Below are 20,425 nucleotides of genomic sequence, written 5' to 3'. Positions count from 1 at the left end.
AAGACACTGCAAGGAGAAAACATGTCGTTTGTCACTTTAAGGAACGTTCGAAAGTCTTACGGAGAGTTTCCAGTTCTGCATGGCTTAAATGCCTCGATCCACGAGGGCGAGTTCGTGGCGATTTTGGGCGAAAGCGGTTGTGGGAAATCGACCTTACTGCGCATGATCGCAGGGTTAGAAGATATCACATCCGGCGAAGTGGAAATTGGCGGCAAGGTGGTCAACGATCTTTCGCCACGGGATCGCGATATCGCCATGGTGTTTCAAAGCTATGCGCTCTACCCGCATATGACTGTCGAAAAAAACATCTGTTTCCCGCTTGAACTGGCGGGCATGTCTGACGCGGAGCAAAAGAAACATCTGAGCCGTGCAGCCGATATGCTCAACTTGGGCGATTATCTGCAACGCAAGCCAAAGGACTTGTCAGGCGGGCAACGCCAGCGTGTTGCGATGGGGCGGGCGATTGTGCGCGATCCCAAGGTGTTCTTGTTTGACGAACCCCTGTCCAATCTTGACGCCAAATTACGGGTGCAAATGCGCTCTGACATTCGCACGTTGCAGCAAGAACTTGGCACTACCGCGATCTATGTGACCCACGATCAGATCGAGGCTATGACAATGGCGGATCGGATCATGTTGATGAACGCTGGCAAAATCGAACAATTTGGCCCGCCGCTTGAGCTGTATGATCACCCAAGCAGTACATTTGTTGCGGCCTTCGTGGGGTCGCCGCCGATCAATTTGATCAAAGGCGAAATCAAGTCGGGTTCGCAAAGCGCATTTGTCGCTGATGGCATTCGGGTGCCTTTGCAGCCGAACACTTGGGCAGCAGGTCCGGTGACGATGGGTATTCGCCCTGAAGATATCTCAATCGCCGAAGGTGCTCAGACTGCCAACGCTGAAGGGGATGTCGAGGCGATGGAATGTACGGGGGAGCGGACGATTTTGGAGGTGCGTGTTGGCGATAATATCGTCAACGTGTCGGTTGTCGAACGCCTGCCACTGGCCAAAGGCGCCACTGCAACCTTAAATATCAACCCCAATAAATGCCTCTTTTTTGCACCAAACGGTCAAGCCATTCAGGCCGCGTGAAGCATGGCCCAAGGGATACCACTGGGGTTGCGCAATAAAACGAACAGTATTCGAAGTGAAAATTGAATAACAAGGAGAGATAGCTATGACTCTGCGTCATCAAAATTACATCAACGGCACTTTTATTGATTCAAATGACGGCGGATGGATCCCCGTTCTAAACCCTGCGACGGGGGAAACTCTGTCTGAAATTCCAGACACGCAGGGCGGCATCGTCGGCGATGCTGTGGATTCTGCGAAAGCAGCACAGCGCGCGTGGGAAGCAACGCCAGCGGTTGAACGTGCTGGCCATTTGCGGGCCATCGCGCAAAAGCTGCGTGAAAACGTGCCACTGCTTGCCGAGACGATTGTGAAAGAGCAAGGTAAAACCATGGGCTTGGCCGAAGTCGAGGTCAATTTTACCGCCGATTATATGGATTACACCGCTGAATGGGCGCGGCGTTTGGAGGGCGAAATTCTGCCATCTGACAACCGAGGCGAAAACATCTTTATGTTCCGTCAGGCGATTGGGGTTGTCGGCGGTATTTTGCCTTGGAATTTCCCGTTCTTCTTGATCGCGCGCAAATTGGCGCCAGCGCTGTTGACGGGCAACACCATCGTCATCAAACCCTCGGAAGAAACCCCAAACAACGCGGCCTTGTTCGCCAAACTGATGGACGAGACCGATTTGCCCAAAGGTGTCGCGAACTTTGTCTACGGGGCAGGGGGCTCGACGGGGGCAGCACTGTGCGACAACCCTGATGTTGGGCTTTTGACCTTCACAGGCTCTGTTAGCACAGGGTCACGTATCATGCATGCTGCGGCGAATAATATCACCAAGGTCAATTTGGAATTGGGCGGCAAAGCGCCAGCGATTGTGATGGCCGATGCTGACATGGACAAAGCGGTCGCAGCCATTGTCGCATCGCGCGTGATCAATTCTGGCCAGGTGTGTAACTGTGCCGAACGCGTCTATGTCGAAGCCGCTGCCGAAGATGAATTTGTGGCCAAGCTGACCAAAGCCATGGCGGCCGCCAAATTTGGCGACCCGATGAAAGATCGTACCGTCGATTACGGCCCAATGATCAACAAAGAGGGCTTAGATAAAGTGGCAGGTATGGTCGAACGCGCCATTGCCGCGGGGGGCACCGTCACCACGGGTGGCGCGGTGGCCGATACACCTGTCGGCAACTATTATCAGCCAACGGTGATCACTGGGGTGGCGCAAGATGCTGAAATTATGCAAAAAGAGGTCTTTGGTCCAGTGCTGCCTGTCAATGTCGTCAGTGGTATGGATGAGGCAATTGCGCGCGCAAATGACAGTGAATACGGTTTGACGTCATCGATTTATACGAATGATATCGGCAACGCGATGCGGGCTGCGAATGAATTGAAATTTGGCGAGACCTACATCAATCGCAACAACTTTGAAGCGATGCAAGGTTACCACGCAGGCGTGCGCAAATCGGGCATCGGTGGGGCTGATGGCAAGCACGGTCTATTAGAATTTACACAGACCCACATGGTGTACTTGCAAACGTAATTTGGCTTTCGGCACGCCCTCATACGCTGGCGTGCCGAACCTTTTTATGTCCCCTTTGTGATGGCCTTCGGAAGTGTTAGCTCATTTCAAAAGGGCTCAGAGTGCCGACAATGGAGCTTTACTTATCGTGAAGCCAACGACCTGTAACTTGTGGAATGCGGTTGACGTTGCTGGTTTGACCATAGTGGATGCAACGTGAACTTTAAAACCGCGACAGCCGAATAAACAGTCAATTTGCAGCAGATTCTTGCCCCTCCCTATAGGCGCGAAGAGCCTTATGACCACCACTGCGGCTGGTGTAGGCGGGAAATCCGCCTATGACATGCTGCTGAATGAGATTGCAAAGGTCGCTTCTGAATAATCGCAAGATTGATGACGTGGGCTAAAGACGACAAAACGCCGAAGTCGGAATACTCCGTCTTCGGCGTTTTGTGTTTGCTATGTCTATTCAAAGTTAGGCTTAACGACGATAGTCTTTCGCAGATTGAAACCCTGTTAAAAATGCAGCTGCCATCCGCTCAAATGTGTCGTCCTTGCGAGCAGGGGGCGCAAGCGGAGTGGCACTTTTTTTGGGGGGGCGGTTTGATGAGGCGCCTAGAGCGACCGCAATGCCACCGAGGCCTGTGTAGACAAAGCCGATGACCAATGCCGCAAATAACGTATCTTGCAGGGTGCTTAGAACCATCCACGCGGCGGTGGTTAAAAACGCAATCCCCACACAGAGCAATACCGTTCCCATCGTCGCCCAAGCCGCGCGTTTTGCGCCTTGGGCTGCTTTTTCTTGCAAGGTGTTTATCATTTTACACCTCAGCGACGCGTGGCCAAAATACCCGCAACAAAACCTACGGCTGCCGCGACACCTACAGAGGCACTGGGGTTCGAGCGAACGGTTTTTTCTGCCGTTGCGATCGCATCACGGGTTTGTTGACGCGCGTGCTCTGCGGCCTCAATCCCTTTTTGACGAGCGACATCCATTGTCTCTGACGCGGCTTCACTCAATTGGTGTGTCTGTGCCTGTCCGTAGTCTGACAAAGTAGATGTCAGTGATGCGACATCAGCTTTGAGTGTTGCTATTTGTTTTTCCAAATCGGCGGTTGTTTTTTCAACTGGGGTAGCTGTTTGAGTGCGGGCCATGATGGCTCTCCTTTGTATCTGGTTTCGCAAACTCAACGCAGAGTGGGCCAGTAATGTTCCCAAAAAAATGAATTATAAAAAGCTGGAACCAATTCGTGACGCGTTGCGTTGGTATCTCAGAAGGCGCCAATTCGGCGCGTAAAATACATATAGGAGTATAGCTATGTTAGGTTGGGCCATTACTTTTCTAATCGTTGCACTCATCGCCGGCGTGTTCGGCTTTGGCGGGATTGCCAGTGCCTCTGCAGGGATTGCGCAGTTCTTGTTCTTTGTATTCGTTGTCCTGTTTGTGGTCGCGATGATTGCCCGTGCAGTGCGTGGTAAACCGCCCGTTTAATTGGGTCTTTGCGATTGCCCTAACTGGCGCAAATCTAAGTTCCTCCCCAAAGATTTGCGCCAGATAGGGTGATGATACGTGAGCACGTAAAAATACCCCGTACAGTGATCTGGCGGGGTATTTTTATGTCTGAGCACCTTGAGTATTTGCGCATTCAATCTTGGCTGAGTGCGCAAACTGATTTGGCTTTTAAGCGTTAAGCGTTTCTGTGCTTGAAAAGAACATTGCTTGGCTGACGGCAGAGGTCACTTGGTCTTCGCTATAAGGTTTGGTGATGACGAACGCGGGCTCTGGGCGGTCGCCTGTCAGCAAACGTTCAGGGAAGGCGGTGATGAAAATCACAGGCACATCAGCATGTGTTTTCAAAATGTCGTTGACCGCATCAATGCCGCTAGACCCATCCGCCAATTGGATGTCTGATAAGATCAAATCTGGTTTGTCTTGTGTGAATAGTGTTTGAGCTTCGGTGCGTGTGGTCGCCACGCCAGTGATTTTATGCCCCATGTCAGATACGATTCCTTGCAGATCAAGCGCGATAATGGCTTCATCTTCGATCACCATCACACGACCGCAAACGCTTTCGGACATTTCATTTTGCGCAACAGTCAGCAGGTGGTCCACGTCGTCAATGTCAGTCGCCATGATTGTCGCGATGTCATCAAGAGTGAACCCTTCGATGGTGCGCAGCAAGAGAGCCTCTCGGGTGTTTTGTGTCAAACGACGCAAATGAGCCTGCGCGCGTTTGGCGATCCCCGTTTCGTCTTGGCCTGTTGGTGCGCCTGCGCTGGACCAAATCAGGTGAAAAACGTGAAACAGCGCCACTTTGGGGCTTTCGATTTGCTCAAACACAGTGCGGTCACTCAAAAGTGCCTCTAGCGTGATAGCTGCGTATTTGTCTCCAGTGTCCTGATCTCCTGTCAGGGCGCGAGCATAGCGGCGCAGGTATGGCAAAAGGTTTGCCACGACTGTGGCCAAAGAGGTCTCCGTTGGAGCTGTCGACATTTTTTCGTCCTTTTTGTGTTTTCTCTGGAACCTAACGCAGACCTTATGCGTTAGGTTCCGTAATATGTGAAAAAACATCTGATGGATGTAGGATTTAGGCGGAATGATGGATCAAGACGGGCCAAAAACTTCTCTCGAAGAACAAATCGAAGAAAATCTACGCAAAGTGTATCAAAAGACGCTCGAAGAACAGGTTCCAGATCGATTTTTGGACCTGATTGAAAAGCTGCGTCAGCAGGATGAAAGTCATGGGTGATATTGCGGATGCCGATCAAACCTTGATCGACCCATCGCAGGAAATCGTCCAGCATTTGCCTGCGATGCGTGCTTTTGCGCTCAGTTTGACGCGCAATTCCAGTCATGCGGATGATTTGGTGCAAGATGCGATCATGAAGGCTTGGGAAAATCTGAACAGTTTTCAAGCCGGAACAAACATGCGTGCGTGGCTGTTTACAATTTTGCGCAACACATTTTATTCCGACCAACGTAAACGTAAACGCGAAGTCCAAGACACAGACGGAAATTTTGCAGCTACCCTATCTGAAAAACCTGATCACGATGGCCGTCTTGCAATGGCAGAGTTTGAACAAGCCTTTGTGCAACTCAAGACCGAACAACGCGAAGCCTTGATGTTGGTGGGGGCTATGGGGTTTTCCTACGAAGAAGCTGCGCTGACTTGTGGCGTTGCCTTGGGGACTGTGAAAAGTCGCGTGAACCGAGCACGCCAAAAATTAGGCGAAATCCTAGAGCTGAAAGATGGCGAACCTTTGGATTTAACAGATCAACAAACCAAAGCTGTACTCGGGGCCGAGCGCCCTGTGCGGGGAGACGTTGCATGACAAAAGTGCGCCGCACTGGCATAATCCATCGCTTGTGGTTTCGCATAGCGGCGCTCTTGTCTCTGGCGCTTTTTCCGATTGGATTGATTTCTGTTTCCCTCACCCACCAATTTGGGCAGGCAGCCGATCAACGTGCCGAAGCCGCCCTTTTGGCACTCACGGCACAGGCTGCTCAAACTCAAGAATCCTTGATCCGAGCGGGCTTTGGCAGCTCAAACGCCCTTGCCGCAGTCATAGGGGCCGTGGTGGATGATTCTGAGACCTGTAGTCAAGTTTTTACAAACTTTATCGCCGAGAATTCAGACTTTTCCTTCGCAGGGTTTGTTGGCTCTGATGGTATTTTGCTATGTGGCTCATCTATGGAAGGGTTCGACTTTACTGACAATGAAGTTTATTTGGGCATGCTGAAAGAGCCGGCTGTTCGCAGTGACCTTGTGCGATTTGGCCCCATCAGCAAAACCACAGTGATTGTGCTGTCAACGCCAGTTTATAGGGACAATGTTTTTTCAGGTTATGTCGCCGTTTCTTTGCCGCATCGGGAAATGAGCGTAAACCGTGAAAACCTTCCCGAAGATCGCCCCGTGACGCTTGTAACCTTTAACAAAGACGGAGAAGTGTTGAGCGCAGAAGGCGGTTTGAAAGACGTTAATACACATCTACCGGCGGGCAAACGGTTGGCGGATCTTGCCTTGCAAAAGCGCACCTCTTTTTCGGGGGAAACCCGTGGTGGCGAAGGGCGCGTTTTTGCTGTCGTTTCGATTTTGCCGAACCAGATTTATGCCATTGGCAGTTGGTCGCGTACAAACCTATCCGTTGCACCAGGGTTGTCCATGGCGACACCGATGATTTTTCCTATCGTGATGTGGTTGACCAGTCTTGGCGTCGCATATTTTGCTGTGCACAGGTTGGTGATCAAACACATCCGTCGTTTGGGCCGTGATATGCGGCGTTTCACCCAAACACGGCGTCACAATGAAAGTCTTGTGGATGAAAACGCCCCTTATGAGTTGCGCGAAATTGATGAGGCTTGGCGGGATCTGGCTGAAAAAATCGTGCGTGATGAGGCTGAGTTGGAAGGTACTATTCACGATAAAACCGTGTTGCTAAAAGAAGTGCATCACCGTGTTAAGAATAACCTGCAATTGATCTCGTCAATCGTGAGTATGAAAATGCGTAAGGCGCGTAGTCCGGAGGCGCGCATCGCATTGAAAGAAGTGCAGGGGCGCGTGATGAGCATTTCGATGGTGCATCGCAGTCTGTATGAAACCAGCACGGAAGGGCGCGTACGTGCAGATGAATTGTTAAGCAGCATCATCGGCACCTTGCTGTCGGCGGGCTTGCCTAACGATATCCGTCTGAAATCAGAGCAAAAATATGACCCGATCATCCTCTACCCAGATCAAGCTGTGCCTTTGTCTTTACTGGCTTCTGAATGTATCACGAACTCTTTGAAATATATTGGACGCCCCGCCGGTGGGGCGCCCTGTATAACGGTGAGTCTTGCAAAGCTCACGCCTGAACTGGCCTGTTTGACGATCGAAAACAGTAAAGGCACGCCCATTATTCCGCCAGAACAAGCTCAAGGTACGGGCCTTGGGCGTGGTTTGATTGGCGCATTCGCGCGTCAGGTCGGTGGGACACTCGAGGTAAACGATGAGGGCGACTTTTATAGAATTGTCGTTGAGTTTCCGATTGCAAACTTTGATGAAACACATACCGATAATGACTATTCAGCACTCAATTGAGGCGTATAAAATCGAAGATGGCACAGCCTCCAAAACAACTTCAAGACCTTGAGGTTTTGATCACCGCCCAACAAGCTTTTCCAGTTTTGGAGGCTGCATTTCTAGACGCCCAAAAAACGGTAGTTTTGGGGTTTCGCGTCTTTGACCCGCAAACAACGTTGCGATCTGAGCGTGGGCGAGATATCGGGAAAACATGGTCTGATCTCTTAAGGCATACGCTTGATAGAGGTGTTGATGTATCGATTTTTATCGGTGATTTTGATCCGATTAATGCAACGGATTTGCATCGAGGTACGACTGAATCCTTAAAAAAACTGAACGCGCTGGCGGAAACGCTTGCACCCCATGCTGGCAAATTTACATTTTGCGCGTTGCTACATCCAGCTAAAATTGGCCCTGTGCCGCGTCTCATTTTTGCCCCTGTCGCACGCAAGAAAATACGCGCTATTTTGCGGCAGGCTAATCACGCTGGAGAAGATATTTTGTCCACTGCGCCAAGGCTTCGCCCTTGGGTGCAAATGACAGATGGCATAGCAAGGTTACGAGCGGGTGCGATACCGCATCAGCACCCTGTCAGTCATCACCATAAACTCGCAGTTTTTGATGGCATGCGGTTGTACATCGGTGGTTTGGATCTCAATAATCGCCGCTATGACAATCCGCAGCATGATCAAGCCGCTCAGCAAACTTGGCACGATGTACAGCTTATGTTTAGCGATCCTGAGTTGGCGCGTGCAGGGCAGGACTATCTTTTACAGCTCGGTGATATGGTTTCTGGGGCAGAGCCGCCGGCGGCCCCAAAGGCTTTTGTGCGCAGTCTGTCGCAGCGACGTCGTGCTGGGGCTTTCATTTCACCTTACTCAAAGCTACGAGAAATTCGTGCTGCGCATCTAAAGCACATCGCACAGGCAGAGAAGCTGATCTATCTGGAAACGCAATTTTTGCGGGACCGCAGCATCGCGCGCGCCTTATGCCGCGCCGCCAAAAGCAATCCCGACCTGCGCTTGATTGTCATTTTGCCTGGCGCGCCAGAGGATGTTGCCTTTCGCGGTTCAGGCGCCCTTGAGGCGCGTTTTGGTGAAAGCCTACAAGCGCGTTGCATTGCTATGTTGCGCCGTGCCTTTGGGGCGCGGATTTTTGTCGGATCGCCCGTGCAGCCGCGCTCGATGTCTGACGACGACGTAAACGAAGACCGTGCGCAGCTGTCTGGTGCGCCGCTGGTTTACGTCCATGCTAAGGTCTCGGTTTTTGATGATACAACTGCAATCGTGTCGTCAGCAAATTTGAATGGCCGTAGCTTAAACTGGGATTCTGAGGCGGGGGTTGTACTTGAACATCCGCAAGATGTCGCTCAGGTGAGGCGTCTGGTTTTGGGACATTGGTTGCCCGAAAATAGTCCCGACAGTTTCTGGGATCTTGGGATTGCGCAGCAGACTTGGGCTGAGTGGGCCGCAGAAAATGAAACCTGTACCCCAAAAGATCAACGTGGCTTTATTGTTCCGTATCGTTTGACGCCAGCCCGTAAGTTTGGTCGCCGTGTCATCGGTGTGCCTGAACCGATGGTTTGATCTGAAGACCTGTTTGAACGCAACCTCATTTGGGGGGCTGATTGACACGTTGGCCACTTTATGAACTCCACATACACATGAGAACTCCACACATAAAAGGCCGCCCGAATTGGGCGGCCTGATAATGCGTAATCTCTTAATTGGTCACTTCATCGTCCATGTGGGTCTCCACTGGGCGTTCTTCCAATTGCTCTTGTGTGGCGCTGACAAAGATATGTAGATCGTCACCATCGGCATCTTTCATGATCTGCAATTCATCGTAAGACATCGCGATGCGGTGCTCGCCCATCCCCAAAAAACCGCCGATATCAACAAATGCGGCTTCAACTTTGCCGTTCTCATTGATGACCAATTCTTCAACTTCGCCTAAGCGTTCATCGTTGGCGCCATAGATCGGTGCGCCTTGCAAGTCGGCTGCGATCACGTCGTCATCCATCACTTCGACATAGCCCTCACGTTCAGAAGTCGGGCGATCCCATGCCGCGCCCATCATCAGGTGATCCAGTGACATTACAGGCGCATCGAAATCGATAGGGGTGAATTCAGCTGCAGCCTCAAGAGCGTCGCGGGACAAGGCCACGGTGACAAAGTAATCGCCTGCGGCACCTTCGTCAGGAATGAAAGTCAGTTCTGACATATCCACGGCAATTGTTTTTTCGCCGAGGCCAAGGAAGCCGCCAATATCAAGCAGTACGGCTTTTACTTCACCGTCACCACCAAGCAGCAAGTCGTTGATTTCACCAACGTTATCCCAATCTTGGTCAAGCGCAGTTTTATTGGCTCCTGTCGCATCGCGTTCAGCGGCATACAAGGATTTACCAATCAAATCGCTGGCGAACATATCGTTCACCTGTGCTTTTTCCAAAAAGATCGAAGTCTCGACTTGGATCGGACTTTCGGCGGTTGTGGTCATTGTCGTTGTGTCTTTGGGTGTGTCAACAGATGTCGCAAGTGCTGGTGTTGCAAGCATAAGTGCGATGGCGCTGGAAGTAATCATAGTACGCATTTGATGTCTCCTTACGGTGTTTTCACATCCGGCGGGTTTGTCCCGCTCGGTTGAAGTAATAACGCGGCTCCATCCAAATCCGTTCCCAACATTTTTGAATTAAAATATCAGACCCGCCAAAAAGGTGACCAGTCCGCCAGCGGTTGTGACCATCAAAATGCCAGCCAAAACAAATAGACCATCGCGCATCACCAAGCCCACAGCAAACAGGCTGACCGCCAATCCCAACATGGATGAGCTAAAGGGCACAAGTTCTAAAAACGGCATAGCTGCGCCAGATAAGACGCACATCAATTGCGGCAAAATTGCCCCGGGTTTTTCAACCAAAAACAATAACCGCTCTCGGCTTACTTTATCGAACCATCGTGCCATAGTGCCGAACCATTTGACGGATTTTTCCAATCGTGCAGCTGGCAATTTCTTGCGCAGCATCCAGTTTGGTAACCAAATGGTGTCTCGGCCTAAAAGCAGTTGCAATGCAACAAGAGCAATGATGATGCCGCAGAGAGATGAAAGACCCGGAATGCCGCTGAGCGGGGTCACCACGGCCAAGGCAGGTAGCATGAGCATTGATAAGAGCACTTGCTTGCCCAAGGCTTCGACGATCTGGGATACGCAGACTTGGTCACGCCCATGGGCGACCTCTATGCCTTTATCGACGATTCCGCTGACAGTATCGCAGGGGGCTGAGTCGGTTGACATGCTAGGGTCCTTTCGCGCAACGCGGCTTATTTAAATAATGGATAACCATTGAGAAACGCTTGAGGGGATGAAAGGTTCCGCTGAGGCGTGCATTTGGTCGAGCGGCCTGTGCAAATTCTATGCTGTGCGTGATCTATGCATCACTATGGGGCACCACAAAAGCGGACCCGCCTGCGCTAACGGCAATGGGGTGGGTCAAATTATCAAACTGCAATTTATAGCTAAGGCTTTTTGCGCTACTGGTTTGCCACTGAGCTAAAGTACAATGAAACCTTGGCAAATTCAGCCGAAGCTGAATGCATAGTAAGATACTGTAATGAAAGAGTTTAAAAATGGTGCCCAGGGGCGGAATCGAACCACCGACACGAGGATTTTCAATCCACTGCTCTACCCCTGAGCTACCCGGGCACCGGATGAACACTTGCGCGTTCTGGGTTCGCGTTGTTTAGTCTTCGTTACGGGTGGTGTCCAGAGGTAAAGTGCACATTTAGTGGGGTTTTTTTATAAAGCTATCCAACAGACCATTTTGAGCATCACGTTGGCTTTCCTCATAGGCGCGCATGACCTCTTCTGGGTCTTCTTCACGCATACTTGGCACGGCGTAAGTCCCGCTTAGCCAACGGGAAAGATCAACATCAGCGCAACGTTTCGAGCAAAAAGGGCGATATTTGACATCGCCCTCTTTTTGACAGATCGGACAACTCATTTCAGGATGTCCTGAAGAGGAACACGCTCGCGTTTCTTTTGGATCTCGTAGTGACCCAAGGGGGTGAAACCCGCCAAAACGACTTCAGACCCATCGGCTTTGAAGGCCGCACGCAGGGATTGTTCAAAGGCACGGTGTTCTTTTTTCGGCATAGGGGCCAAGTCGATGGTGATTTGGCCGGCAAGACCGCGCAGGCGTAGCTGACGCGGCAAATCACGGGCCAGTGCCATATTGGCTTTCAGGCCCGCAGCGGCAGAAAACTCACCACCTGTGTTCACATCGACCGAGACCAAAGCGCGGGTCGGTTCGATATAGGCGTGACCACCGGTTTTCAGCGATACACGTGTGGAAATCACATCATCGATCAACTCGTAAACGCCGTAATTGTCAAAGGCGTCCTCGGAGTCGTCAAATACATCGGGCTTGTCCCAGTCGCGCCAAGCTGCATCCCAAGCATCAGGACCATCAAGCAACAATTCAGGGTTGCCTGCCACGTCGGCGGTCACAGCTTCGGCCAGACCGCGCATATTGGCGATGTCATCGGCGATCTCCGCGCTGTCTGCACCATCACAGGCTGACCGTAAAATAAGCCCCATGGTATCGTTCGCGTCTTCCATACCCGCATTGGCCAGATCATGCAGGCGCAGCAACTCGTCGTCGTCGCGAATCGCGCGCGAAATGTTCAAGCCTGGCGCGTCAGGCGTGATGATGGCATATTTCGATTTGAAAATCAGACGCGTTGTGACCGGAACGGCTTTGCCATCCTCGGACATATGCGTGACCTGCACCAGCATTGGGGCGCCGGGTTTTAGGCCTTTGTTGCCTTTCAAATAAGCGCTCTCATTATTTGGCATGTCCAGCATCGCGCCGCCCATGCCTTTGAGCATCCGTCCACCACGGGCACGATAAATCGAGCCAATCGCGGGCGGAGCATCGTCGCCAGAGGCGTCAACAATGAGATCTTCCAAGCGGCCGTCTATGATATAGGCGGCGGCTTTTTGGTCTTTGATCATGCCTAGGGCGATGACTGTACCGATCATGAGGGATCTCCGTATACGGGGTAGCCAGCTGCGGTGAGCAGGGTGGCTGTTTCAGCCACAGGCAGGCCCATCACGGCGGAATAGCTGCCTTGGATCCACGGGATAAACGCCCCCGCAAGCCCTTGGATGCCATAGCCGCCCGCTTTGCCTTGCCAATCGTTTGAAGCCAAATAGGTGTTGAGCTCAACATCAGACAGACGCTTCATTTTCACGACTGTGACGACATCGGCCTCATAGACCAAATCACCACGCGCCACGGCCACGGCAGTGATCACCTTGTGGCGACGCCCAGACATGGCCAGCAAAAATTCTGCGGCTTCTTTTTCGTCTTGTGGTTTTCCCATGACGCGACGCCCAAGGGCAACAGTGGTATCCGCGCATAAGACAACTTCGTCTTTTGCACGGGGCACGGCTTGCGCCTTTTCGCGGGCCATGCGCGCGCAATAAGGGCGCGGCAATTCACCTTTGAGGGGCGTCTCATCAATGTCAGGAGACCGGATGTCATCGGGGGTAAGGCCGAGCTGCGCCAGAAGTTCCTTCCGGCGCGGGCTGCCTGAACCGAGGATCAGTTTCATGTGAACCGCTGCGATCCGATTAACGGAAGCGGTAATTGATCCGACCCTTGGTCAGATCGTATGGCGTCATTTCGACTTGAACTTTGTCACCTGCGAGAACGCGGATACGGTTCTTACGCATTTTGCCTGCCGTGTGAGCGATGATCGTATGGCCGTTTTCCAGCTCGACCAGGAATGTCGCGTTCGGCAAGAGTTCCTTAACGACACCGGGAAATTCGAGCATTTCTTCCTTGGCCATGTTCACTCCTGTAAAATTCACCCACCATAGTGTGGGCGTGCAGTAAATGCGCCTTTGGCTTGCGCTTTTCAAGCGTCATTTAGGGCAGGGTGGGGATTTTAGGATGCTTTTTTACCAAATCTGTCGCCTGAGCAACAGAAAATGGAAATTTACCCCCCATTTGAAGCATCAAAACCTATCGAATCTAGGGCGTAGGATGTTTGGGCGGGCCGAAGCGTTCGATCATACGCGTTTTAATTTGATCACGGGTGCTGCGATAAGCGTCGAGTTTGGTCTCGCGATTTTCACCTGAACCCGTTGGGTCCGTGATGGGCCAGTATTCGACATCGATATGAAACAGCTTGGTCAGGTTTAACGCTTTGTGATGCGACGCGGGCGAGAGCGCGATGATCAGATCATAAGATGACATGTGTTCGCCAATCTCTTGCAAATCTTGAAACGACCGTGCTTTGTGGCGTGACAATTCAACTCCGATTTCTTGACACACGTAGACGGCAAAACCATCGATATCCAAATCGTTCATGACACCTGCGGATTGGACGTAGGCGTCGGTGCCATAAAGCTGCTTCATCATGGCTTCGGCCATAGGCGATCGCAATGCATTATGATCGCAGCAAAATAGGATCGAACTGGGCATTTTTGTCGCCAAACCTTACGCTCCCCAATGCAATACACAGATCAGTGTAAACAATCGCCGCGCTGTGTCCAGATCAACATCGGCTTTGCCTTCAAGACGTTCTTGCAGCACGCGCGCGCCTTCATTGTGAATGCCGCGCCGTGCCATGTCGATGGCCTCTATCTGCCCGGGAGCCATGTGTTTCACAGCGTCAAAGTAGCTTTCGCAAATCTGGAAATAATCTTTGACGACTTGGCGAAACGGCCCGAGTGACAAATGAAATTCCGCTTGGGTGACATCTGTCTCATTGGACAAATCGAACACAAGCCTGCGCTCTTTGATGCAAAGCAACAGCTTAAATGGCCCTTTGGGCACATCGCGGTCATTCCGCTGGGGCAGGGTAAAGCTGTTGTCTTCCAATAGGTCGAAAATCGCGACCTTGCGCTCTTGTTCTATTTCGGGCGTGGGCGCTGTAAGCCCACGGTCATCAATGTCTATTGCTACAAGTTTACTCATCACCCTCACCATTCAATCGGTCCAGCCGTGCGCGTATCGACAGACCATGCGCCTCTAGGCTTTCAGATTTGGCCAAACGTTCGGCGGCCGGACCAATGGCTTTCAGCGCAGATGGAGACATCTTGGCCAATGTTGTTCGTTTGAGGAAGTCCAAAACAGACAGGCCTGACGAGAATCGCGCCGAGCGTGCTGTTGGCAAAACGTGGTTGGGGCCGCCAACATAATCGCCGATGGCCTCAGGCGTGTAGGCGCCCAAGAAAATAGCACCCGCGTGGCTGATGCCCAAAGACAACTCATCAGGATCCGCAACACACAGTTCCAAGTGCTCAGGCGCAAAGCGGTCTGATAAGGTGACAGCTTCATCCAGATCTTTCACCACTATAATGGCACCAAAATCGGCCCAAGATTTCCCCGCGATCACACGACGTTCGAGTGTTTCAAGACGTTTGTTTACCGCAGCGGCCACAGCCGCGCCAAAGCCTGCATCAGTGGTGATCAAAACAGATTGCGCGCTCTCGTCATGTTCGGCTTGCGATAGCAAATCAACCGCGATCCAATCTGGGTCGTTATCTGCATCTGCGATTACCAAAATCTCAGAAGGGCCAGCGATCATATCGATGCCAACCTTGCCAAAGACACGTCGCTTGGCGGCTGCAACAAAGGCATTGCCTGGTCCGGTGATTTTATCGACAGGCGGAATGGTGTCAGTCCCATAAGCCAGCGCGGCAATCGCTTGCGCGCCGCCGATGCGGTAGATTTCGTCAACGCCAGCAATCCGTGCAGCCATCAAAACAAGCGGATTGACCACGCCATCAGGTGTGGGCACTGTGATGGCCAGCCGTTTGACGCCCGCAACCTTGGCGGGCACGGCGTTCATCAAAACGGAACTTGGGTAAGTCGCAACGCCACCAGGCACGTAAAGTCCCGCCGCTGAGACAGGCGTCCAGCGCCAGCCCAGCGTGGCCCCGTCCATATCCGTCCACATTTTGTCGTCAGGCATTTGGCGAATGTGATAGTCACGGATGCGCGTTGCGGCCAGCTCAAGGGCTGCGCGATCTTTTGGCGACACCTGAGCGCAATAGGCGTCAATTTCGTCGTCAGTGAAGCGCAGGCCCTCAGCCGTCAGGGGCATCCGGTCGAATTTGGCCGTGAGTTCAAGCACCGCTTCGTCACCGCGTGCGCGCACATCTGCAATGATGCCAGCCACGATATGATCCACATCCGGGCTGTCTTCGCGTTTCATCGCGAGCAGCTCTACAAAGCGGGCTTCAAAATCGGCGTCTTGGGTGTTCAAAAAATGTGGCATCACGTTCTCCTTGATCTTCACATAGCTTGGCAAGGCGTGAGGCTCAAGCGCGGGCTGTCTTTCGCAGCACTTGGTGGTGTTATATCATCCAAAACTTATACATCTTGGGCAAGGGGCACATTTATGAGCCGATGCGATATGTGCTGTTGCGAAATAGTGTTCTGCGCAGTCTTGAAGCGACAGACCGTGATGACTTGGAGCGATTACGCGGGGTGATCCGGCTGTTTCTTGGATGGGGCAATATAGGGGCGTGTCACGTCTTTCAGCGTCACGTCCAGCGCCTCGACGTTAAGCAAAATGTCGCCATCCCCAGCCAAAGTGATCTGAACCGCGCCCGCACCGTCTTCGCCTGCTGTAAACGTCACGGCCAACACCGAAATAATGGTGTCTTTGTCGGCAGATGAAACGCCTGATGATTTCGCGGACATAACGTCGTCAAACAACAGCACCGACTGCACACGTTCCACTGGTCGGGATCGTTTGGCCGCACGATCTGCGTCTTCCCAGCGGAACCGGTTGAGCAACATCGCGAACCGGCGCTGCCCTGCGTCATAGGAAATTTCCCCCATCGGCACGACAGCGTCTTGGCAGAGTGCAGATAGGATTTTTAAGTCCTCGGTGTCGAGGGCTTTGAGGCGCAAAGGTTGATCGCCGCCATCTTCGAAACGCGCATCTTCTGTCATGATTTACGATTGAACCCGTTCTATTTGTGCGCCAATGCCTGAGAGTTTTTTCTCAACAAATTCATACCCGCGATCCAAGTGATAGACACGGCTGACCAGAGTTTCGCCCTCAGCCGCCAGTCCCGCAAGGATCAGCGATACAGAAGCACGCAAATCGGTGGCCATGACCTGTGCGCCCTTGAGACGCTCGACGCCGTGTACGATGGCCTTGCCGCCGTGGACTTCGATATTCGCCCCCATGCGCGTCAATTCTGGTGCGTGCATAAAGCGGTTCTCGAAAATAGTCTCTTCCAAGTGCGAGCTGCCCTCAGCCGTGCACAAAAGCGCCATCATTTGCGCCTGCAAATCGGTCGGAAAACCGGGGAATGGTTCTGTCACAACATCGACGGCTTGAACACGGTCGCCTTTGCGCGACACAGTCAGGCCACGGGCATTTTCCACAACGGAAATACCAGCCGCGTCCAGTTTTTCAGCAAAGCTTTCGACCAAAGACATCTTGCCGCCCAAACAGGTGACCTCGCCGCCACAAATCGCAGGAGCCAGCATGAAAGTACCAAGCTCGATACGATCCGTAACCACGGGATGCGTGGCGCCGTGCAAACGATCAACGCCTTGAATTTCTATGCGCGAGGTGCCTTCGCCTTCAATCTGCGCGCCCATCTTTTTCAAACAGGACACAAGATCAACGATCTCAGGCTCACGAGCTGCGTTTTCCAACACAGACGTCCCTTTGGCCAGCGTTGCCGCCATCACAAAGTTCTCGGTCGCACCAACTGAGGCAAAGCGCATCTTATGCACCGCACCTTTGAGGCCGCCTTGGGTTTTGGCGTGCAGATACCCATCACGCAACTCAATCTCTGCGCCAAGGGCTGTCAGCGCATCAACGTGCAAATCCATCGGGCGGGCACCAATCGCGCAGCCACCGGGCAGGGATACAACCGCATGACCAAGGCGCGCCAAAAGCGGCCCAAGCACCAAATTGGACGCCCGCATTTTGCGTACGATTTCGTAATCTGCGATCGGGTTTAAATCGCCGTGACAGGACATAGTTTGCACTTTGCCCTCTTGCATCGAGCTGATTTCGGCCCCCAGCGATTCCAGTAAGGCTGTCATCGTTTTGATGTCTGACAGGCGCGGCGCGTTGGTGAGCGTCAAAGGCTCGTCCGACAACAGCGTCGCGGGCATCAAAGTCAAACAAGCGTTCTTTGCGCCTGCGATCTCGATGTCGCCACTCAACGGCCCGCCGCCTCTTACCAAAATAGAATCCATTACTCGTGCCTCACTCGCTCTGTGTCTCTGTCTTATCCGAGGCCGCTTTGGCGCGGCTCAATTGCTTGCGCCGTCCTAAATTGGCCTTGAGCGCTGCTTTGAGGCGCGCATCACGAGCCGATACAGGTTTTTTGGCGGGCTTTTGGGGGACAGATTTATTTTCCATGCTTGACGTGTAGCCAATGTCTGCAATCGCGTCCAGTGCCGCAGAACGCATTTTATAGGGGAATTCTGCTCAAGCTGTGGCCTTCTGAGCTTTGTCAGCTCTGTGCTGTTGGTGATGCCGCCAGATAAAAACGCGCGGCAAAGTCGATTTTAACGAAAAGGTTCTTGCACAGCCCCCCGTTCAAAGCTAATTAGCGCCCCACAGTGCTGCTGTAGCTCAGTGGTAGAGCGCGTCATTGGTAATGACGAGGTCGGGAGTTCAATTCTCCCTAGCAGCACCATTTTACACATTAATTCTACAACACAACAAAAGCTTAGATCGCTGTGTTGTGTGCGTATCCCCCTTCGTATTCCCATATCTCCTTAGTGCCATTTGTTTAGGGCTGTCTGGCTTAAGGGATAATGCGCGGATAGGCGGATGTGATTTGCATTATGGCGCTCAATCCAGACGCGTGAACGCAAAATCCCTCGCCAAGGCGAGGGACTTAACTTGACTTAATCGAACGCTTTGCGCGGATTAGTCTTCGCGTTTGCCTGCGAATTTTTCTTGCCATTCTACACGCTGATCGTCGTCAATTTTGACAAACAGGTTTTCTGGCACGGTAAACGCATGGCCTTCTTTGAATTCGCTTAATGTGGCTGCTATGTCTGTGGGCCAATCAAGATCGGACATGTTCAATGCCGTTTTGATTTTGTCGGCTGTATCAGGGATGAAAGGAGCCGACAGGCGCGCATAAAGCCCGATCAGGTTCAGACCCAAACGCACCTGCGCTGCGGCTTGATCAGGATCGGTTTTGAACGTCGCCCAAGGGGCTGTGTTTTGCAGGTATTCATTGCCAGCAACCCAGATTGCGCGCAGAGCATTGGCGGATTTGCGCACTTCCATATCTGACAGGTGGGTCTCATACGTCTTTAATTTTTCTGTCAAATCTGCGATAAGTGCAGCCTCGATTGGGCCATACGTCCCGCCCTCAGGGACCGCTTCAGAGTATTTAGAACGACAGAATTTGGTGATGCGCGACACAAAGTTGCCCAGCACATCTGACAGGTCTTTGTTCACGGATTGCTGGAAATTTTCCCACGTGAATTCAGAATCCGAGCTTTCAGGAGCATGGGACAAGAGCCACCAGCGCCAGTAATCCGCAGGCAGCAAAGACAAGGCTTGGTCCATGAACACCCCACGTCCACGAGAGGTCGAGAATTGCCCTCCATCGTAGTTCAGGTAGTTGAACGATTTGATGTAATCGACCATCTTCCATGGCTCGTTGGACCCAAGCATGGTCACAGGAAAAGATAGGGTGTGAAAGGGCACATTGTCTTTGCCCATGAATTGTACATAGCGCACATCATCGGCCCCTTTGTCGGTGCGCCACCAACGTTCCCAATCGGCATCCGTCAAGCCGTTCGCATCGGTCCATTCATTTGCACATGCGATGTATTCAATTGGCGCATCGAACCAAACGTAGAACACTTTGCCTTCCATGCCCTCCCATGGTGCATCGCCTTTTTGCACAGGCACGCCCCATTTGAGATCACGGGTGATGCCGCGGTCTTGTAAACCGTCCCCGTCATTGAGCCATTTTTTGGCAATGGAGGTGGTCAGGACCGGCCAGTCTTTTTTCGCGTCAATCCAAGTGTTGAGCGCCTTGCGCATTTTTGACTGGCGCAGGTACAAGTGCTTGGTCTCGCGTTCTTCCAAATCCGTGGCACCGGAAATGGTTGAGCGTGGATTGATCAAATCTGTTGGATCAAGCTGTTTGGTGCAGTCGTCACATTGATCGCCACGCGCGGAATCGTAGCCACAGTTCGGGCAGGTGCCTTCGATATAGCGGTCTGGCAAAAAACGGCCATCTGTTTCGGAATAGACTTGGGTCTCGGACACTTCCTCTACAAGGCCCTCGTCGAACAGGCACTTGGCAAAATGCTGTGTCAGTTTGCGGTTTTGATCTGAGGAAGAGCGCCCGAAATGATCAAAGGACAAACGAAACCCTGCGGCAATCTCGGCCTGAACCTCATGCAGTTCGGCGCAATACTCTGCCACGGGTTTTCCCGCTTTTTGGGCGGCGATTTCAGCCGGCGTGCCATGCTCATCTGTCGCGCACAAAAACAAGACCTCATCCCCACGCGCACGGCAATAGCGTGCGTATAGATCGGCAGGCAATTGCGAGCCCACAAGATTTCCAAGGTGTTTGATGCCATTGATATAGGGCAAGGCGGATGTGATGAGCGTGCGTGCCATGATAAGTCCCGTGCGGTGCGTCATGTGAATTGATTTCCCTGTCCTAACGGTCCTTGGACAAAAGGGCCAGAGGCTTGTGTTTCACAGCCTGAATTGACCATATTCACTGAGGAGTTATGCCCCAC

23 protein-coding genes and 2 tRNA genes are annotated in these 20,425 nt (G+C 52.3%); 8 read left to right on the top strand and 17 right to left on the bottom strand.

Annotated features, from left to right (window positions below; translation table 11 throughout):
- Positions 1-21 precede the first annotated feature (21 nt).
- Positions 22-1,092, top strand: a complete 1,071-nt coding sequence (locus KO503_RS07340; RefSeq protein ID WP_215990879.1) for an ABC transporter ATP-binding protein — start codon at positions 22-24, stop codon at positions 1,090-1,092.
- An 85-nt stretch (positions 1,093-1,177) separates the two neighbouring features.
- On the top strand, positions 1,178-2,614 hold the full coding sequence (gene aldA, locus KO503_RS07335; protein WP_215990878.1) for an aldehyde dehydrogenase: 1,437 nt from the start codon (positions 1,178-1,180) through the stop codon (positions 2,612-2,614).
- A 460-nt stretch (positions 2,615-3,074) separates the two neighbouring features.
- Here aldA and KO503_RS07330 read toward each other — a convergent pair whose 3' ends face one another.
- Positions 3,075-3,413 carry a phage holin family protein gene (locus KO503_RS07330; protein WP_215990877.1) on the bottom strand — a complete coding sequence of 113 codons (339 nt, stop codon included), beginning with the start codon at positions 3,411-3,413 and terminating at the stop codon, positions 3,075-3,077.
- A gap of 8 nt (positions 3,414-3,421) precedes the next feature.
- The gene (locus KO503_RS07325) at positions 3,422-3,748 is read right to left on the bottom strand and encodes a DUF883 family protein (RefSeq protein WP_215990876.1); all 327 of its coding nucleotides are present in this window, start codon (positions 3,746-3,748) and stop codon (positions 3,422-3,424) included.
- A 163-nt stretch (positions 3,749-3,911) separates the two neighbouring features.
- Between KO503_RS07325 and KO503_RS07320 the strand changes: the two genes are divergently transcribed.
- Positions 3,912-4,085: a DUF1328 domain-containing protein gene (locus KO503_RS07320; RefSeq protein ID WP_215990875.1), complete on the top strand. Its 174-nt coding sequence runs from the start codon at positions 3,912-3,914 to the stop codon at positions 4,083-4,085.
- A gap of 189 nt (positions 4,086-4,274) precedes the next feature.
- Here the strand turns inward: KO503_RS07320 and KO503_RS07315 are convergent, their stop codons facing one another.
- The gene (locus KO503_RS07315; RefSeq protein WP_215990874.1) at positions 4,275-5,087 is read right to left on the bottom strand and encodes a response regulator; all 813 of its coding nucleotides are present in this window, start codon (positions 5,085-5,087) and stop codon (positions 4,275-4,277) included.
- 103 nt (positions 5,088-5,190) lie between these two features.
- Between KO503_RS07315 and KO503_RS07310 the strand changes: the two genes are divergently transcribed.
- Genes KO503_RS07310 through KO503_RS07295 form a run of 4 tightly spaced genes read left to right on the top strand, consistent with a single transcriptional unit; the run spans position 5,191 to position 9,239 of the window.
- Positions 5,191-5,343 carry a NepR family anti-sigma factor gene (locus KO503_RS07310; protein ID WP_354667576.1) on the top strand — a complete coding sequence of 51 codons (153 nt, stop codon included), beginning with the start codon at positions 5,191-5,193 and terminating at the stop codon, positions 5,341-5,343.
- Positions 5,336-5,926, top strand: coding sequence for an RNA polymerase sigma factor (locus tag KO503_RS07305; protein WP_215990873.1), 591 nt, complete (start codon positions 5,336-5,338; stop codon positions 5,924-5,926). Before KO503_RS07310 ends, KO503_RS07305 begins: the two co-directional genes overlap by 8 nt.
- Positions 5,923-7,671, top strand: a complete 1,749-nt coding sequence (locus KO503_RS07300) for a sensor histidine kinase (protein ID WP_215990872.1) — start codon at positions 5,923-5,925, stop codon at positions 7,669-7,671. The genes KO503_RS07305 and KO503_RS07300 overlap by 4 nt, the downstream gene beginning before the upstream one ends.
- A 17-nt stretch (positions 7,672-7,688) precedes the next feature.
- Complete coding sequence (locus KO503_RS07295) at positions 7,689-9,239, top strand: phospholipase D family protein (protein WP_215990871.1); 1,551 nt, start codon at positions 7,689-7,691, stop codon at positions 9,237-9,239.
- A 136-nt stretch (positions 9,240-9,375) separates the two neighbouring features.
- On the opposite strand, the gene KO503_RS07290 is transcribed toward KO503_RS07295, so the two are convergent.
- The 13 genes from KO503_RS07290 to KO503_RS07230 all read right to left on the bottom strand — a co-directional run bounded on the left by KO503_RS07290 (position 9,376) and on the right by KO503_RS07230 (position 18,113).
- The gene (locus KO503_RS07290; protein ID WP_215990870.1) at positions 9,376-10,245 is read right to left on the bottom strand and encodes a PRC-barrel domain-containing protein; all 870 of its coding nucleotides are present in this window, start codon (positions 10,243-10,245) and stop codon (positions 9,376-9,378) included.
- A 99-nt stretch (positions 10,246-10,344) separates the two neighbouring features.
- Positions 10,345-10,947 carry an exopolysaccharide biosynthesis protein gene (locus KO503_RS07285; protein ID WP_215990869.1) on the bottom strand — a complete coding sequence of 201 codons (603 nt, stop codon included), beginning with the start codon at positions 10,945-10,947 and terminating at the stop codon, positions 10,345-10,347.
- Positions 10,948-11,280: 333 nt separating this feature from the next.
- Positions 11,281-11,355, bottom strand: a tRNA-Phe gene (locus KO503_RS07280).
- Positions 11,356-11,434: 79 nt separating this feature from the next.
- Positions 11,435-11,653, bottom strand: a complete 219-nt coding sequence (locus KO503_RS07275; protein ID WP_215990868.1) for a DNA gyrase inhibitor YacG — start codon at positions 11,651-11,653, stop codon at positions 11,435-11,437.
- Positions 11,650-12,693 (bottom strand): ribonuclease E/G, encoded by a 1,044-nt coding sequence (locus tag KO503_RS07270; protein ID WP_215990867.1) that lies wholly within the window; start codon positions 12,691-12,693, stop codon positions 11,650-11,652. The genes KO503_RS07275 and KO503_RS07270 overlap by 4 nt, the downstream gene beginning before the upstream one ends.
- Complete coding sequence (locus tag KO503_RS07265; protein ID WP_215990866.1) at positions 12,690-13,268, bottom strand: Maf family protein; 579 nt, start codon at positions 13,266-13,268, stop codon at positions 12,690-12,692. The genes KO503_RS07270 and KO503_RS07265 overlap by 4 nt, the downstream gene beginning before the upstream one ends.
- 19 nt (positions 13,269-13,287) lie before the next feature.
- Positions 13,288-13,506: a translation initiation factor IF-1 gene (gene infA / locus KO503_RS07260; RefSeq protein WP_009573923.1), complete on the bottom strand. Its 219-nt coding sequence runs from the start codon at positions 13,504-13,506 to the stop codon at positions 13,288-13,290.
- A gap of 184 nt (positions 13,507-13,690) precedes the next feature.
- Complete coding sequence (locus tag KO503_RS07255) at positions 13,691-14,143, bottom strand: low molecular weight phosphatase family protein (RefSeq protein ID WP_215990865.1); 453 nt, start codon at positions 14,141-14,143, stop codon at positions 13,691-13,693.
- A gap of 15 nt (positions 14,144-14,158) precedes the next feature.
- The gene (locus tag KO503_RS07250) at positions 14,159-14,638 is read right to left on the bottom strand and encodes a UPF0262 family protein (protein WP_215990864.1); all 480 of its coding nucleotides are present in this window, start codon (positions 14,636-14,638) and stop codon (positions 14,159-14,161) included.
- The gene (gene hisD, locus KO503_RS07245; protein ID WP_215990863.1) at positions 14,631-15,944 is read right to left on the bottom strand and encodes a histidinol dehydrogenase; all 1,314 of its coding nucleotides are present in this window, start codon (positions 15,942-15,944) and stop codon (positions 14,631-14,633) included. The genes KO503_RS07250 and hisD overlap by 8 nt, the downstream gene beginning before the upstream one ends.
- Positions 15,945-16,147: 203 nt before the next feature.
- The gene (locus tag KO503_RS07240; RefSeq protein ID WP_215990862.1) at positions 16,148-16,627 is read right to left on the bottom strand and encodes a DUF2948 family protein; all 480 of its coding nucleotides are present in this window, start codon (positions 16,625-16,627) and stop codon (positions 16,148-16,150) included.
- A gap of 3 nt (positions 16,628-16,630) precedes the next feature.
- Positions 16,631-17,896 (bottom strand): UDP-N-acetylglucosamine 1-carboxyvinyltransferase, encoded by a 1,266-nt coding sequence (gene murA / locus KO503_RS07235; RefSeq protein WP_215990861.1) that lies wholly within the window; start codon positions 17,894-17,896, stop codon positions 16,631-16,633.
- A 10-nt stretch (positions 17,897-17,906) separates the two neighbouring features.
- Entirely contained in the window at positions 17,907-18,113 is a 207-nt protein-coding gene (locus KO503_RS07230) for a hypothetical protein (RefSeq protein WP_215990980.1), read from the bottom strand.
- Between the two features lie 154 nt (positions 18,114-18,267).
- On the opposite strand from KO503_RS07230, the gene KO503_RS07225 reads away from it, so the two are divergent.
- A tRNA-Thr gene (locus KO503_RS07225) sits at positions 18,268-18,342 on the top strand.
- Between the two features lie 236 nt (positions 18,343-18,578).
- Here KO503_RS07225 and metG read toward each other — a convergent pair.
- Complete coding sequence (gene metG / locus KO503_RS07220; RefSeq protein WP_215990860.1) at positions 18,579-20,300, bottom strand: methionine--tRNA ligase; 1,722 nt, start codon at positions 20,298-20,300, stop codon at positions 18,579-18,581.
- Positions 20,301-20,425 lie beyond the last annotated feature (125 nt).

Source organism: Pacificibacter marinus (assembly GCF_018860505.1).
GTDB lineage: Bacteria > Pseudomonadota > Alphaproteobacteria > Rhodobacterales > Rhodobacteraceae > Celeribacter > Celeribacter marinus_B.
This window is presented reverse-complemented; position numbering and strand designations above follow the sequence as displayed.